Below are 15,247 nucleotides of genomic sequence, written 5' to 3'. Positions count from 1 at the left end.
CCGAGTCGCAGATACAAGTACGGCTGAAGTTCGCGGGACGCTACTGTTCACGCGTGCCGCGAGACAGGAATTCCGTGGTTGACCGCGGCGCCGGGTGCCTCCTCGGCGGCGCTCTCGGTGATGCGCTGGGCGCGCCTGTGCAGTACCTCGGCCTGGCCGACATCCAGCGCGAGCACGGCCCCGAGGGTGTGCTCGCACCGCCGAAGCCCGCGCTCTTCACGGACGACACCCAGCTGACCCTCTTCACCGCCGACGGCTACCTCCGCGCCTGGGTGCGCGGAAAGCGGACCGGCGAGTGGGAGCCGTCGCAGATGGTGTGGCACAGCTACCGGCGCTGGCTGATCACCCAGCAGCAACCGGCCCCGGAACACGGCGCGGTCGGGCTGCTCGCCGACGAACGGCTGTACGAGAGCCGCTCTCCGGGTCTGACGTGCCTGCGCGCGCTGGCCGCGGAGACACCGTCCACTCCGGAGAACCCGCACAACGAGTCGTCCGGCTGCAACGGCGTCACGCGCACCGCGCCCGCCGGCTTCGCGCCGTCCGCCGCGATCGCGTACGACCTCGGCTGCCGGTTCGCGGCGTTGACGCACGGCGGCACGGGCGGCTGGGTCTCCGGCGGCGCGCTGGCGTTGCTGATCCACCTGCTGGCGGTGAAGGGCAGGCCGCTGCGCGAGGCGATCGACCAGGTCATCGGCCGGGTGCTGCGCGACGACACGTACACGGCGACGGTGCTGACGCGCGCCGTGGTGCTGGCGGAGGAACACGACGGCTCGTCGTCCGTGCGCGTCGACCGGCTCGGCAGCGGCTGGACCGGCCCCGAGGCGCTGGCGATAGCGGTCTACACCGTGCTGACGCATCCGAAGCCCGTGCAGTTCGTGGACGCCATGCGCGCCGCGGCGAACCACTCCGGCGGCAGCGACGCCACGGCGGCGTTGACGGGCAACATCCTCGGCGCGCTGCACGGCACCGAGGCGCTGCCCCGCGACTGGCTGAGCGGCCTCGAACTGGTGGACGTCCTCGACGCCATGGGCCGCGACCTCGGCTGCTCGGCGGTCAACGTGGACTTCAACGAGGACCGCTACGCCTGACCCGGAAACAGAGACAGCCTGTGGGGCGCGCTCCCGAATTCGCGCATCCACAGGCTGTCTCGCACGAGGTGTTGGTCGACAGCAGGCCGGGTCTTGCCCCGAGCGCGAGCTCCGATCCAGCTCTTGATCAACGAAATCCGTGCCCCGGAGTCGAAGCTCCGTTGGGCGGGCATGTTAACAGATGTGTACCGGAAGTCCAGGGCTCGAGTACACCCGACGATCTTCGTCGACGATGTGAACCTGGCAGTCCTCCTGGCTCGCTGCCCACTCGATTCCGTCCCTGCCCAGCGCAAACGCTGCTGTGGCAGTGGTATCGGCGATCGCGAGGTCGTCGGAGAAAACCGTGACCGACAGAAGTCCCGTGACGGGCAGACCGGTACGACCGTCCAGGATGTGCTGGCCGCGTTCGTACAACGCTGACGTGGCAACGGCTCCGTCCCGCACGCCGAGCACCACGCTGAGCTGGTCGGCGAGATCGGGATGCCGAACGCCCACGCGCCAAGGCTTTCCCGGCTCGGGCTCGCCGGCCGTCACGACATCGCCGCCCGCGTTGACGCAGAACGTCGTCGCGCCGCCCTCGCGCAGCATGTCCGCGGCCCGTTGCACGGCCCAGCCCTTCACCACCGCGCACGGGTCGAGCCCGCGTCCCGGCACCTGTGCCGTGAACGCGCCGCCCGTCGACTGCTCGTACCAGTCGCACAGCGAGAGCACCTCGACCAGATCCGGGGTGAGCTCTTCCCTGGAGAGCTCACCCCGGTCCAGCCGGGAAACCTCGCTGTCCGGCTTGAACGGCGAGAACCGCGCGTCCGCCTCCCGCAACCAGGCGAACGCCCGCTCGGCCAGTGCGTCGTCCCCGTCACGGAGATCCACCGAGATCGGCAGGCCCATGATCTGCTCGACGCGCCGCACGGCCGGCACGACTACTGCGCCCCGTCGATCGCGGCCTGCAACGACTGCTTGTAGCCCTCGGAGGTCGCGGTCGCACCGGACACCGTGTCGATGTCCGCGCTCTGCGCCTTCAAGGCCGACTCGCGCAGCAGCGGCAGCGCCATCCTGGTCGGGTTGCTGTTGGGCGCCCGCAACGCCTTCACGTCGGTGATCTTGGTGCCCTGGAAGGTGACCTGGACCTGCACGGTGCCTTCGGACGTGTTCACCGCCGTTCCCGGAACGGTGCGGGTCTGAGCCTTCTGCTGGGTCTGCTGTTGCTGTTGCGGTTGGGTGGTCGGCGTGGATCCGTTCGCCTTGGGCGCGGAAGTGGTGGTCTGCGGCGCCGCCTGCTGCTGGTTCTGCTGCTGTTGCTGGGTTTCCGGCGCGGCGGCGGCTTCGTTGATCTCACCCTCGTGCGCGGCACCCGGCGAGTAGAGCCACACCGGGACGAGGCCGGCGACGCTCAGTGCCAGAACGGGAATTGCCCTCTTCACGTCGAACCCTCTCAGTTGGCCAGCGCGAAGCGCTCGGCGTGGACCTGGTTGCTGGGCACTCCCAGTTCGTCGAGGCTGCGCACGACGGCGTCGGTCATGCCGTTGGGGCCGCAGATGAACACGTCGCGGTCCTGCACGTCCGGCACGAGCGCGGCGATGTTCTCCGGCCCGAGCAACGGCCCGTTCGCGGTGATGGTCTTCGAGGACCCGGTGACCAGGCGCAACACCGCGCCCTTGGCCCGCACGAGGCCCTCGATCTCACGCAGCAGCACGGCTTCGCGCGGGTCGGTCACCCGGTAGAGCACCACGACGTGGCCCTTGATCTCCTCCAGCAGCGCGCGGATCGGCGTGACGCCGACACCGCCCGCGACGAGGAGCGCGTTCTGCTTGGTCTGGTGCATGGTCGTGAAGGCGCCGTACGGGCCCTCGGCGAACACGCGGGTGCCCACCTTGATGTTGCGGATGTCCGCGCTGCCGGTGCCCAGGGCCTTCGCGGTGAGCCGCAGGTACTTGCCGTTCGGCGCCGCGGACAGCGAGAACGGGTTGGCCTGCCACCAGCGGTCCTTGGTCAGGAAGCGCCACAGGAAGAACTGGCCGGCCTTGGCGCCCAGCTGGTCCAGGTCCTTGCCCTCGATGTAGACCGAGACGACGTTGTGCGCCTCGGGCACCACGGCTGCGACGTGGAACTGGTGGCGCCAGTTGCGCCAGAACGGGAGCACCAGCCGTCCGATGAGGACGGACCCGAGAGCGAACGCCCAGAGGCCCCACCAGTACGCCGTCGCGAGCTCGGACTTGCGGAACGTGCTGCCGACCGCGACCTGGTGCGTGAACGCCAGGAAGATCGCGATGTAGGTGTACAGGTGGATGAAGTGCCAGGTCTCGTAGGCCATCCGGCGCCGCGCGAAGCGGGCCGAGACCACGCCGACGACCATGATGATCGTCCACGCCACCAGCGCGCGGAGGATGCCCTCCAGCTCGGTCGCCTGACGGATGACCTCGGCGATCGGGCCGTCGTCACCCGCGTTGCCGAACGCGATGAAGGTCAGGTGGCCGATCAGCATCCAGAAGATCGTGAAGCCGACCCAGCGGTGCCACGAGGTGAGCTTGTCCATGCCCAGCCGGCGGTCGAGCCACGGCAGCCGGGCGACCAGCAGCAGCTGGAACGCCATCGCGAGCGCGCCGTAGAGACCGGTCAGCCGGCCGAAGTTGACCAGCTTGTTCGAGCCCACACCCGCCGTGTTGAACAGGTAGGTCACGAAAGCCACGTTGGCCAGCAAGAACACGTAGAGGCCGGCTTTGGCCAGCACCTTGTGCGGCGTCGCACGGCCGGCCGGAGCCGGTCGCACGGTCTGCGGCAGGGTGGTCGTCACGGCTGGCTCCTCGGTCAGGCGGTCACTGGCGGTCTTTCACGATCCTGTGCGTCTGAGCTGTGGCTCCGCTTTGCACGCGCTGTCGACTTCCTGTCGATCGAGCGAACGGGCCACCAGGTGACGCACCATGAGCACGTGGACAAGGGGAACTCGGTTCGATTGCTCGTCGTCGACGACGAGCCGCACATCGCTGACCTGGTCGCGACGGTCGCCCGTTACGAGGGCTGGCAGGCCGCGACCGCCCTCAACGGCGAGGAGGCCCTGAGAGAGGCCGCCGAGTTCCAGCCGGACATCGTCGTGCTCGACCTCATGCTTCCTGACCTGGACGGATTCACCGTTCTTGATCGAATGCGGGCCGCCGGGGCGATGGTGCCCGTGGTGTTCCTGACGGCTCGTGACGGCACCGCCGACCGTGTGGCGGGACTCACTCGCGGCGGCGACGACTACCTCGTGAAGCCGTTCTCGGTCGAGGAGCTGATGGCCCGGTTGCGGGCCGTGCTGCGCCGCTCGACGGGTCCGTCGTGGAAGCGGTCCGTGCTGAAGGTCTCCGACCTGGTGATGGACGAGGACACCCGCGAGGTCCGCCGCGGCGGCAAGCTCGCGACGCTGACCCCGACCGAGTACGAGCTGCTCAGGTACCTCATGCGCCGGTCACCGGCCGTGCTGACCAAGGCGCAGATCCTCGACCACGTGTGGGAGTACGACTTCGGCGGCCGCTCGAACGTGGTCGAGCTGGTCATCTCGCACCTGCGCCGCAAGCTCGACGACGGCCGCGAGCCGTTGATCCACACCGTGCGCGGTGTGGGGTACGTGCTCCGCCGAGCCGCGGAATGAGGCTCGGTGTGAAGCCCGTCCGCGAATGGCGGCTCGGCACCCGCCTGGCGCTGGGCCTCGGCGCGCTCGCGCTGACCGTGTTCGTGATCATCGGCTGGGTCATGGTCGCGTCGATGCAGTCGTTCCTCGACCGCCGCCTCGACGACCAGATGGTGATCAGCCAGACGGGCGCGGCCAACGAAATCGCGAACCACGGCCAGGTCACCAAGCTCCCGCCGGACTGGTTCGCCGTCGTTTACAAGATCGAGAACGGCGCGCTGCAGCCCCAGCCCGGCGACCAGCAGCCGGACGACCGCGCGGAGTTCGACGCCCTGGCGAAGAAGGCGCTGACCTCCGACGAGTTCGAGACCGACTACCTGCGTGGCGAGGGCAAGTTCCGGATTCGCGCCTGCCAGGTCGTCCCAGGAGAGTGGATCCTGGTCAGCGCGGCCCCGATGCACGACCGCGACGGCACGATCTCCCAGCTCATCACGGTCGGCGTGATCGCGTTCCTGGCCGCGCTCGTCGCGTTGGTCGTGGGTGGTCAGGCGCTGATCCGCAAGGGCATGCAGCCGCTGTCGGACATGGCCGACACCGCGCACGACATCTCCTCGCACGACCTGACCGACTCGGCCGACCTCACCGTGCGCGTGGACGGCAAGGGCGGCGGCGTCGAGGTCGAGGAACTGCGCGAAGCGTTCAACAACATGCTCGCGCACATCGACTCTTCTTTGTCCGCTCGAACCGCCGCAGAACAACGCCTCCGGCGGTTCATCGCCGACGCTTCACACGAGCTGCGCACGCCGTTGACCTCGTTGCGCGGCTACGCGGACCTCTTCCGGTACGCGGCGGCCAACGAACCGGGCGAACGCGAGAAGCACCTGGAGAAGCTGCGCTCGGAGGCCTCACGGATGAGCGTGCTGCTCGACGACCTGTTGTTGCTGGCCCGCTTGGACTCCGCGGAGTCCGAACCACCGCTGCGCCCCGAGGAACTGGACCTGGCGATGGTCGCCGAGGCCGCGGCCGACGCGTTCCGGGCGGCCCGTCCATCGCACGAGCTGTCGGTGGACGCCGACACCGTGACCATGACCGCGGACGCGACCCGGTTGCGGCAGGTCCTCGACAACCTGCTGACCAACGCGGCCGTGCACACCCCGGCAGGCACCGCGGTGTCGCTGCAGGTGACGGCCTCGGACGGCTGGGCGGTGGTGCGGGTGAGCGACACCGGCCCCGGTATTCCGGAGGCCGACCAGGCGCGCATCTTCGACAGGTTCTACCGCGTGGACAACTCGCGAACCCGCCAGCGCGGCGGCAGCGGCCTGGGCCTCGCCGTGGTCCAGTCCCTCGTCCAGGCCCACGGCGGCACCATCACCCTGACCAGCCGGCCAGGCTCGACCACCTTCACCATCCGCCTCCCCCGCCACCTGCTCGGCTGACCGCACGCGGGGCCCTCCCGTGCGCTCCAAGTGAACGAAAGCTCCCCGCGTGCACTTTGGCTACTCGGCGTTGGAGCTGGTGGCCCAGAGGTCGATGCCCGACTCGACGGCGTATTTGTCGATCTCAGCTAGTTCGTCGTCGGTCAGCGGCGGCGCCTGCAGTGCCGCGAGGTTCTGCTCCAGCTGCCCGACCGACGAGGCGCCGATCAACGCCGACGTGACCCGCGGGTCACGGATCGTCCAGGTCAGCGCGAGCTGGGCGAGTGACTGCCCGCGCGCCTTGGCGACCTCGTTGAGCGACCGGATGCGGCCGAGGTTCTGCTCGCTCAGCAGGTCGGTCGACAGCGACTTGCCCTGCGAAGCCCGCGAGCCCTCCGGAATTCCGTTGAGGTAGCGGTCGGTCAGCATGCCCTGCGCGAGCGGCGAGAAAGCGATGCAGCCGGCACCGACCTCCTCCAGCGTGTCCAGCAGCTCCGGCTCGATCCAGCGGTTGAGCATCGAGTACGACGGCTGGTGGATCAGCAGCGGCACACCCGCACTCTTCAGCAGCTGAGCCGCCTCGCGGGTCTTGGCCGGCGAGTACGACGAGATGCCGACGTACAGCGCCTTGCCCTGCTGCACCGCGCTGACCAGCGCGCCCATCGTCTCCTCGAGCGGCGTCTCCGGGTCGAACCGGTGCGAGTAGAAGATGTCGACGTAGTCGAGGCCCATCCGGGTCAGCGACTGGTCGAGCGAGCTCAGCAGGTACTTCCGGCTGCCCCACTCCCCGTACGGCCCCGGCCACATGTCGTAACCCGCCTTCGTCGAAATGACGAGCTCGTCCCGGTAAGGCCTGAGATCATCCTTCAGGATCTGCCCGAACGTGATCTCGGCCGAGCCGTACGGCGGGCCGTAGTTGTTGGCGAGGTCGAAGTGCGTGACACCGAGGTCGAACGCCCTCCGCGCAATCCCGCGGCCCGACTCGTATGGCCGGTCGCCGCCGAAGTTGTGCCACAGACCGAGCGAGATGGCCGGCAGCTTGAGGCCGCTGCGGCCCGTCCGCCGGTACGTCATCTGGTCGTAGCGCGCGCTATCCGCGAGGTAGGACATGGTGCCCACAATGTCACGTCCTAGTGAGACAGAGCAGGACATGAAACGCGCCGCCGAGGCGGGCGAAGTCCTCGATCTCTCACGTCGTGGGAACAACGTGCTGCGCGCCGAGGCGATCCGCGACCTGCTGGTCACCGGGAAGGTGGACCCGTCAGGGCTGAGACTTGACGGAGCCAGGATCGTCGGCGTGCTCAACCTGGACGAGATCACCTGCCAGGTACCTGTCATCTTCCGGAAATGCGTGTTGACCGCACCCGTTGTGGCGCGCCGGGCAACGATCCCGCTGTTCTGCCTGGACTCCGCGCATCTGGCAGGCCTGAACGCGACGGGCCTCCGCGCAGACAACCTGCTGATCCGGGACTCCAGGTGCACCGGCACGGTTCGGCTGGCCCACGCCGACATCGCGGCCGTGTGCGATCTCAGCGAAACGAGCATTCGCACCGGCGAGCACGGGTCGCTGTGCGCATCTGGCCTAGGGTTGGCCTGAACGTGCTGATCTACGGATCCCAGCTGCGCAATGCTCGCGGCGTCGCACTCAAAGCGGACCGCATGCATGTCGGCGGTAGCTTCCACCTCCGCGCAGGCACAGAGATCGTGGGCGCCGCAACCATCAGAAGCACCACTGTCGCCAGTCAGCTCAGCATCGTCGACACGACGATCACCAGCCCCGGCCCCACCGACTCCCTCTGTCTGGCACGCACGAGGATCGGCCGTTCCATCCAGTTGCCGTTCGAACCTCTGACCCGCAGCGAGGGCTTCACCGCCCACGTCGAGGGACTGTCCTATCCGGACCCGCCGATCGGGGACGGCGACTGGCTGCAGCTGCTCGACACCTACAGCCACGCCTATCAGCCGCAGGCCTACCAGCAGCTCGCGGCCGTGCACCGCGCCGCAGGGCACGAGGCGTACTCGCGCAAGGTCCTGATCGCCCAGCAACGGGACCTCCGCCGCAGAGGCGACCCCGGCAACAAGCTCTGGCACCGGATCCTCGGCCTCACCCTCGGCTACGGCTACAAGCCGTCCCGAGCGTTGATCGGGCTGCTGGCGACGTTCGTGCTCGCGCTCTGTCTCGTGTGGACAGCCGCCGCCCACAACGGCCTGACCCCGGCCAAAGATCGCCCAGCTGACGCCTGTTCACCGGTGAACAGAATCAGTCTTGCGGCCGATCTCGCGATCCCGCTCGTCAAGCTCGGCGGCACACCGAGATGCGAACTGGCGAACGGACCAGCCGGGCAGTGGGCGACCGGGGCAGGCTGGGTCATCCAGATCCTGGGATGGAGCTTCGCCACGCTGAGCGTCGCGGGCTTTACCGGGCTCGTTCACAAAAGCTGACGAAGTGTCACGTCGAATTGAGACGGGGGCCCGCCCACCTGGGCGAACCCCCGTTGCAAAAGAGCCGGCGAGGGGAATCGAACCCCTAACCTTTCGCTTACAAGGCGAGTGCTCTGCCAATTGAGCTACGCCGGCCTGGCTCGTGTTCGCGAACATGGTAAGCGTCCCTTGCGGTTGCTACCTGCGGCGAACGGTCTGCTCTCAGTGTGATCGGATTGCTCCGACCGGAGTCAGACCAACCAACTGAGTGGATCAATGCGCCGGACAGGCCGCCTTGACCAGGTCAGGAGGGTAATCGACGGACAGTGATCATGTCCTCCGTTTTGGGTCGCCCGATCGGAGGTGGCAGACGACACAGCAACAGTCGAACGACTCCTCACGATCACACGACGGAGGTGCGCGAGATTTCCACGAACAACCTGCACGGCCCCGCTCTGCCCGACGACACCACGGTTCACCTGGTACTCGATCTCGCTCTGAAGATCGGCGAGGTCCAGATGTCCAGCGGGGCGGGCGCGGCGGACGTAACAGCCACGATTCTCTCAGTCACCGAGAGCTATGGACTTCCGCACACGGAGGTCGACGTGATCTACACCTCTATCAGCGTGTCGTGCCACCGCGGGACAGAGGCGCCACCGATCACCGCGGTGCGGGTCGTTCGCCAACGCAGTCTCGACTACACGCGACTCGCGGCGGTCGAACACCTCGTGCGCAATCTCGGTCCCATTGAAGGCGCGCATGCCGAGCTCGAAGACATAACCAACGCGAAGCACCCGTACCCGCGCTGGGTCGCCACCGCCGCGTGGGGCGGGATGGCCGCGGCGGTCGCGTTCCTCGTCGGCGGCGGGTGGGAGCTCGCGATCACCGCCATGATCGTCACCGCCGTGATCGACCGGGTCGGCCGGGTCCTCAACCGCCGTGCGCTGCCGTTCTTCTTCCAGCAACTCGTCGGCGGTGCGCTCGGCACGGGTGCTGCGCTGACGGTCTTCGCCACGGGGTTGCTGCCCAACGTCCGGCCGAGCCTGCTGGTGGCCGTCGGGATCGTCGTGCTGCTGTCCGGGCTCGCGCTGGTGAGCACCGTGCAGGACGCGATCTCCGGCTACAACGTCACCGCCGCCGGCCGCACCGTCGAGACCGTGCTGCTCAGTGCCGGTCTCATCGCGGGTGTCGCCATCGCGATCCGCACTGCCGTCCACTTCGGACTGGACATCAGGCTCAGCGACCCGTTGCCCGCGTTGATCTCCGCGGTGCCGATGCAGTTCGCGGCCGGCGCGGCGACCAGTGCGTTCTTCGCGCTCGCCTGCTACGCCCAGCCACGCGCGCTCGTCGCCGCCGCCATCTCCGGCGCGATCGGCACCGCCTCGTACGGCCTGGTCACGAGCTTCGGCCTGGACGCGCTGCTCGGGTCAGCCGTGGCCGCCGCCATCACCGGGTTCGGCGGCGCGACCATGACCCGCCGGCTGCGCATCCCGACGCTCGTCGTCGTGCAGGCCGGGGTCGTCCCGCTGCTGCCCGGCTGGACCACGTACCGGGGTCTGTTCCAGCTCACCGCGGAGGGCGATCCGGCCGGTCTGAGCACGCTGGTGTTCGCGAGTGGTATTGCTCTCGCCCTGGCCGGCGGGGTGGTGTTCGGCGAGTATCTGGCCCAGCCGGTGCGGACCGGACTCGGTCGCCTGGAGCGGAAGTTCGCTGGTCCGCGCATGTCCGGGCCGCTCAAACCCACCAATCGTCGGTTGGAGTGAACCTCGCTGTGACGGGGGTTACACGAAACGCAGGGGCCACGCGACCGCACTAGCCTGGGCTTTTGTGAGCATGGACATTGGCGAGAACGGGGCGGAATTCGTAGTCGTGGCCAACCGGCTGCCGGTTGACCTGGAGCGCTTGCCGGACGGCACAGAGCGGTGGAAGCACAGCCCTGGAGGGCTGGTCAGCGCGCTGGAACCGTTCCTCCGCTCACACAGCGGCGCATGGGTCGGCTGGCCGGGTGTGGCCGACGCCGACGTCTCGCCGTTCGAGGACGACGGCCTGCTGCTGCACCCGGTGCCACTGTCGGCCAAAGAGGTCGAGGACTACTACGAGGGCTTCTCCAACGGCACCCTCTGGCCGCTCTACCACGACGTCGTCGCGCAGCCCGCGTTCCATCGGCACTGGTGGAACTCCTACGTACGGGTCAACCAGCGGTTCGCCGACGCGACCGCGAAGATCGCCGCGCAGGGCGCGACCGTCTGGGTGCAGGACTACCAGCTGCAGCTCGTTCCGGCGATGCTGCGCGAGCAGCGGCCCGACCTGAAGATCGGCTTCTTCCTGCACATCCCGTTCCCGCCGGTCGAGCTGTTCATGCAGCTCCCGTGGCGCACGGAGATCATCCGCGGCCTGCTCGGCGCCGACCTGGTGGGCTTCCACCGGCCCGGCGGCGCGCAGAACTTCCTCTGGCTGGCCCGCCGGCTCGTCGGCCTGGAGCCCAGCCGCGGCACTGTCGGTGTCCGGACCCGGCCAGGTGTCGTGCAGGTCGGCGACCGGACCGTGCGCGTCGGCGCGTTCCCGATCTCGATCGACAGCGCCGGGCTCGACGCGGTGGCGCGGCGCAAGGAGACGCAGACCCGCGCGAAGCAGATTCGAGCGGATCTCGGCAACCCGAAGCGCATCCTGCTGGGCGTGGACCGTCTCGACTACACGAAGGGCATCGACGTCCGGATCCGGGCTCTCTACGAGCTGATCGCGGACGGACGCGTTGACCCCGAGGACGTCACGATGGTCCAGCTCGCCACCCCCAGCCGGGAGCGGGTCGACCACTACAAGACGATGCGCCAGGACATCGAGCAGTCGGTGGGCCGGATCAACGGCGAGTTCGGACGGGTCGGCAAGCCCGTCGTGCACTACCTGCACCAGTCGGTGAACCGCGAGGAGCTCGTCGCGTTCATGAGCGCGGCGGACGTCATGGTCGTCACGCCTGTTCGGGACGGAATGAACCTCGTGTGCAAGGAGTACGTGGCCTGCCGATATGATCTTGGTGGAGCTCTGGTGCTCAGCGAGTTCGCCGGCGCTGCCGCAGAACTGACCAGTGCGTTCCTGGTGAACCCCCATGATCTGGACGGTGTCAAGAACGCACTGCAGGCCGCCCTCGACATCGATCCCGCAGAGGGCCGCCGTAGGATGCGCGCGCTGCGCCGACAAGTCCTCACCCACGACGTTGACCGCTGGGCAAGGTCGTTCCTGGAGGCGTTGGGCACGCAGACCTCGGTCTGAATCCTTTCAGATCCCATTGACCCCACGAGTGCTCCAGGAGGGGCGTTGACCGCCGAGGCCCTCCCCGCCGAACTGCGCCGAGCGATCTGTCAGCTCGCCAGGACCCCGCGACTGCTGGTCGCCAGCGACTACGACGGAACACTCGCGCCGATCGTGAGCGACCCGGAGCAGGCTCGCCCGCTTCCGGAGTCGGTGAACGCGCTGCGTTCGCTCGCGAGCCTGCACGAGACCACGTCAGCCGTGATCTCCGGCCGTGCGCTGCGCGATCTGGCCACCCTTTCCCGCCTGCCGGGCGAGGTCCACCTGGTGGGCTCGCACGGCTCTGAGTTCGATGTCGGCTTCGTCCACGCGCTGGACGCGAACGCCAAGGCGTTGCACCGCCGCATCGAGGCCGAGCTCGAAGAGATCGTCGACGGCCACGAGGGCGTGCACCTCGAGGTCAAGCCCGCGTCCGTCGCCGTACACGTGCGCCGCGCCGCGAGCGAGGCCATCGGCGAGGCCGTGCTCTCCGCCGTCCGCTCCGGTCCGTGCACCTGGGAAGGTGTGCAGGTCACCGAGGGCAAGGCGGTCATCGAGCTCGCCGTCGTCGAGACCGACAAGGGCCACGCCCTCGACATCCTGCGTCACCAGGTCGGCGCCACCGCGGCGATCTTCCTGGGCGACGACGTGACGGACGAGAAGGCGTTCGCCCGCCTGTCCGGCCCTGACCTGGGCATTCGCGTCGGTGCCGGCGAGTCGCTGGCCGAGCACTACGTGAACGACCCCTCGGACGTCGCCACCGTGCTGGCGTTCCTCCTGGAGGAGCGCCGGGCGTGGCTGCACGGCGACCAGGCCGTGCCGATCGAGCGTCTGACCATGCTCGCGAACGAGCGTTCGGTCGCGCTGGTCACGCCGGACGCCAAGGTCAACTGGCTGTGCCACCCGGAACCGGACTCCGCGGCGATCTTCGCGGACCTGCTGGGCGGTCCTGCCGCGGGCCACTTCTCGATCAAGCCGGAGCACGGGTCGCTGCCGCTGGGCCAGCGCTACCTGCCGGGCACGATGATCGTGGAGACCCGCTGGTCGCGGCTCCTGGTGACGGACTACCTGGAGCACGACCTCGCCTCGCACCGCACGGACCTGGTGCGCCGGATCTCCGGTTCGACCAACGCGGTGATCACGTTCGCGCCGCGGCCGGAGTTCGGTCAGGTGCCCGTGCGCTTCATCCGCGAGCGCGAGGGCCTGCGCGTCGTCGGCACCTCGGACCCGATGGTGCTGCGTTCGCCGGGCGTCGACTGGGAGATCACCTCCGACGGCGTCCAGGAGACCGCGCGCGCCGTGGTTCGTCCGCGTGAGGGTGCGCCGGTGTTGCTGGAGCTGCGTTGCGGCACCGACGACATCTCCGAGCACGCTGCCGCGGAGTCGGTCCGCCGTGACCGCGCGGCCGGCTACTGGTCGGACTGGGCGGCGGGGCTGAAGCTCCCGACCGTGCAGACGGACCTGGTGCTGCGCTCGGCCCTGACGCTGCGCGGCCTGGTGCACAAGGACTCCGGCTCGATCATGGCGGCGGCCACCACGTCGCTGCCCGAGGAGCTCGGCGGTGTCCGCAACTGGGACTACCGCTACTGCTGGCTGCGCGACGGCGCGATGACCGCCGCCGCACTGGTGTCCGTGGGCTCGTTCGCGGAGGCCGACGGCTTCCTGGCGTGGCTGCACGGCGTCCTGGAGACCATCCCCGGCCCGGAGCGCCTGCACCCGCTGTACACGCTGCACGGCACCCAGCTCGGTGCCGAGGCCGTGATCGACACGCTGCCCGGCTACGCGGGCTCGCGGCCCGTGCGCGTCGGCAACCTCGCGAACCAGCAGGTGCAGCTCGACGTGTTCGGTCCGGTCGTGGATCTCGTGGTGCAGCTCGCGTCCGCCCGCGGGTCGTTGTCGGACGCCGACTGGGCGATGGTCCAGGCGATGGCCGAGGCCGTCTCCCGGCGCTGGCACGAGCCCGACCACGGCATCTGGGAGGAGCGGCACGCGCCGCGCCACCACGTGTACTCGAAGGTCATGTGCTGGCTGACCATCGACCGCGCGATCAAGCTCGGCGAGCAGTTCGGCCGTGAGCTCGACCAGTCGTGGGTGCCGTTGCGCGACACCATCGCCACGGACGTGCTGAAGAACGGCTGGAACGACGAGGTCCAGTCCTTCACCACCGCGTACGACGGCGACGACCTGGACGCGGCCTCGCTGTTCGTCGGCCTGTCGGGTCTGATCGACCCGACCGACGAGCGCTTCCAGTCCACCGTGACGGCCATCGAGGCGGAGCTGCGGTCCGGCTCGACCGTGTACCGCTACCACCGCGACGACGGCCTGCCGGGCGACGAGGGCGGCTTCCACCTGTGCGCGGCGTGGATGATCGAGTCGTACCTGCTGACCGGCCGGCGCACCGAGGCCGAGGAGCTCTTCGGCCAGATCGTCGCGGCCGCGGGCCCCACCGGCCTGCTGCCAGAGGAGTACGACCCGGTCGCCGAGCGCTCGCTGGGCAACCACCCGCAGGCGTACTCGCACCTGGGCCTGATCCGCTGCGCCCAGCTGCTGTCGCAGTGATCTGACCGCACGCGGGGAGCTTTCGTGCACTTGGAGTGCACGAAAGCTCCCCGCGTGCACTTCAGGGGCGCGGCGGTACGCGCTCGATGATCGTCGCGATGCCCGGCGAACTGCCCTGCAGGGCGATCACGTCGCCTCTGATGAGGTGCGCCCACGCCGGCGGCACGAACGGCCGCAACCGGGCCGTGGCACGTTCACCCGGCCCCAGCACGGGCTTGGACTCGATCCACAACGCCGCCACCCGCTGGTACCTCCCGGTCACGTCCCACGTCGGCCGCTCTCCCCTGGCCTGCAACGGTTCCGCGTCGAGCCCGAGCACCAGCTCGACCCGCAGCACGCCCTGGATCGACTCGACGCACCGCCACTGGAACCACGCCTCGTCCTGGTCCATCTGCGTCGCCGCCTCGGTCAGCAGGGCCCAGTAGCGCGGCGTCTGCCAGGTGTGGCCGTCGAACTCCCCCAGCAGCTGGAGCACCAGCTCCCACTCTTCGAGCTCCAGGTAGTCGAGCAGGTCGGAGCTCCGCACCTCTGAAGGCGCCATGGCCGCCGCGAACCGCAACAACTCACCGATTTCGCGGTCGTGTCTCCCCAACACCCGCCTATTCGATCACGGTCGCGCAGGGACGTCGCAGCGGCTCACTCTTCGCCGCCGCGGGGATGGACCAGCGGCGAACTGGGTGGAGGCGGCGACGTCACACAGCGACGGGTTGAGGCGCAACAGCGGATCCGGCGCAACAGCCCGATCGGGCGCGCGAGGTGGTGGCTGCGGCACCACAACCTCCAGCCCAGCCACAACTGTTGCGAGCCGCCCAGCCCCCAGCCCGATCACCGCCAGGCCCGCCAAAGCAGCCCAGCCTCATCGCCCGGAGCGACCT

At 69.0% G+C, this 15,247-nt stretch carries 13 protein-coding genes and 1 tRNA gene; 8 read left to right on the top strand and 6 right to left on the bottom strand.

Translation table 11 applies throughout. From position 1 onward, the window contains the following. Positions 1 to 74 precede the first annotated feature (74 nt). The gene (locus B0F77_RS09990) at positions 75 to 1,088 is read left to right on the top strand and encodes an ADP-ribosylglycohydrolase family protein (protein ID WP_245847928.1); all 1,014 of its coding nucleotides are present in this window, start codon (positions 75 to 77) and stop codon (positions 1,086 to 1,088) included. A 174-nt stretch (positions 1,089 to 1,262) separates the two neighbouring features. On the opposite strand, the gene B0F77_RS09985 is transcribed toward B0F77_RS09990, so the two are convergent. The 3 genes from B0F77_RS09985 to B0F77_RS09975 are packed head-to-tail and all read right to left on the bottom strand — an operon-like array spanning position 1,263 to position 3,879. Beyond that, positions 1,263 to 2,006, bottom strand: coding sequence for an FAD:protein FMN transferase (locus B0F77_RS09985; protein ID WP_245847927.1), 744 nt, complete (start codon positions 2,004 to 2,006; stop codon positions 1,263 to 1,265). A 2-nt stretch (positions 2,007 to 2,008) separates the two neighbouring features. Continuing rightward, positions 2,009 to 2,509, bottom strand: a complete 501-nt coding sequence (locus B0F77_RS09980; protein WP_086662527.1) for an FMN-binding protein — start codon at positions 2,507 to 2,509, stop codon at positions 2,009 to 2,011. 11 nt (positions 2,510 to 2,520) lie between these two features. Further along, positions 2,521 to 3,879 carry a ferredoxin reductase family protein gene (locus B0F77_RS09975; RefSeq protein WP_211293740.1) on the bottom strand — a complete coding sequence of 453 codons (1,359 nt, stop codon included), beginning with the start codon at positions 3,877 to 3,879 and terminating at the stop codon, positions 2,521 to 2,523. A gap of 135 nt (positions 3,880 to 4,014) precedes the next feature. Between B0F77_RS09975 and B0F77_RS09970 the strand changes: the two genes are divergently transcribed. Both B0F77_RS09970 and B0F77_RS09965 read left to right on the top strand, forming a co-directional pair. Beyond that, positions 4,015 to 4,713, top strand: coding sequence for a response regulator transcription factor (locus B0F77_RS09970; protein WP_211293739.1), 699 nt, complete (start codon positions 4,015 to 4,017; stop codon positions 4,711 to 4,713). Beyond that, positions 4,710 to 6,128, top strand: a complete 1,419-nt coding sequence (locus B0F77_RS09965) for a sensor histidine kinase (RefSeq protein WP_086662525.1) — start codon at positions 4,710 to 4,712, stop codon at positions 6,126 to 6,128. Before B0F77_RS09970 ends, B0F77_RS09965 begins: the two co-directional genes overlap by 4 nt. Before the next feature lie 60 nt (positions 6,129 to 6,188). On the opposite strand, the gene mgrA is transcribed toward B0F77_RS09965, so the two are convergent. After that, positions 6,189 to 7,217 carry an L-glyceraldehyde 3-phosphate reductase gene (gene mgrA / locus B0F77_RS09960; RefSeq protein ID WP_086662711.1) on the bottom strand — a complete coding sequence of 343 codons (1,029 nt, stop codon included), beginning with the start codon at positions 7,215 to 7,217 and terminating at the stop codon, positions 6,189 to 6,191. A 10-nt stretch (positions 7,218 to 7,227) separates the two neighbouring features. On the opposite strand from mgrA, the gene B0F77_RS09955 reads away from it, so the two are divergent. Next, positions 7,228 to 7,704, top strand: a complete 477-nt coding sequence (locus B0F77_RS09955; protein ID WP_143466662.1) for a hypothetical protein — start codon at positions 7,228 to 7,230, stop codon at positions 7,702 to 7,704. Positions 7,705 to 7,811: 107 nt separating this feature from the next. Further along, positions 7,812 to 8,549 carry a hypothetical protein gene (locus B0F77_RS09950; RefSeq protein WP_143466661.1) on the top strand — a complete coding sequence of 246 codons (738 nt, stop codon included), beginning with the start codon at positions 7,812 to 7,814 and terminating at the stop codon, positions 8,547 to 8,549. Between the two features lie 62 nt (positions 8,550 to 8,611). Here B0F77_RS09950 and B0F77_RS09945 read toward each other — a convergent pair. Continuing rightward, a tRNA-Thr gene (locus B0F77_RS09945) sits at positions 8,612 to 8,684 on the bottom strand. A gap of 260 nt (positions 8,685 to 8,944) precedes the next feature. Here B0F77_RS09945 and B0F77_RS09940 point away from each other — a divergent pair. The 3 genes from B0F77_RS09940 (at position 8,945) to otsB (ending at position 14,372) form a co-directional block, all read left to right on the top strand. Then, complete coding sequence (locus tag B0F77_RS09940) at positions 8,945 to 10,291, top strand: threonine/serine exporter family protein (protein ID WP_245847925.1); 1,347 nt, start codon at positions 8,945 to 8,947, stop codon at positions 10,289 to 10,291. 70 nt (positions 10,292 to 10,361) lie between these two features. Further along, complete coding sequence (locus B0F77_RS09935) at positions 10,362 to 11,795, top strand: alpha,alpha-trehalose-phosphate synthase (UDP-forming) (protein WP_086662522.1); 1,434 nt, start codon at positions 10,362 to 10,364, stop codon at positions 11,793 to 11,795. A gap of 45 nt (positions 11,796 to 11,840) precedes the next feature. Then, the gene (gene otsB, locus B0F77_RS09930) at positions 11,841 to 14,372 is read left to right on the top strand and encodes a trehalose-phosphatase (protein WP_086662521.1); all 2,532 of its coding nucleotides are present in this window, start codon (positions 11,841 to 11,843) and stop codon (positions 14,370 to 14,372) included. Between the two features lie 61 nt (positions 14,373 to 14,433). On the opposite strand, the gene B0F77_RS09925 is transcribed toward otsB, so the two are convergent. Next, positions 14,434 to 14,967 carry a hypothetical protein gene (locus B0F77_RS09925; RefSeq protein WP_086662520.1) on the bottom strand — a complete coding sequence of 178 codons (534 nt, stop codon included), beginning with the start codon at positions 14,965 to 14,967 and terminating at the stop codon, positions 14,434 to 14,436. Positions 14,968 to 15,247 lie beyond the last annotated feature (280 nt).

The sequence above is a fragment of the Lentzea kentuckyensis genome (assembly GCF_002150765.1).
Classification (GTDB): domain Bacteria; phylum Actinomycetota; class Actinomycetes; order Mycobacteriales; family Pseudonocardiaceae; genus Lentzea; species Lentzea kentuckyensis.
This window is presented reverse-complemented; position numbering and strand designations above follow the sequence as displayed.

Excerpts from the sequence above, each read along its gene's own strand:
- B0F77_RS09955 (WP_143466662.1), top strand. The coding sequence starts at position 7,228 with ATGTCACGTCCTAGTGAGACAGAGCAGGACATGAAACGCGCCGCCGAG.
- B0F77_RS09935 (WP_086662522.1), top strand. The coding sequence starts at position 10,362 with ATGGACATTGGCGAGAACGGGGCGGAATTCGTAGTCGTGGCCAACCGG.
- B0F77_RS09965 (WP_086662525.1), top strand. The coding sequence starts at position 4,710 with ATGAGGCTCGGTGTGAAGCCCGTCCGCGAATGGCGGCTCGGCACCCGC.
- mgrA (WP_086662711.1), bottom strand. The coding sequence starts at position 7,217 with ATGTCCTACCTCGCGGATAGCGCGCGCTACGACCAGATGACGTACCGG.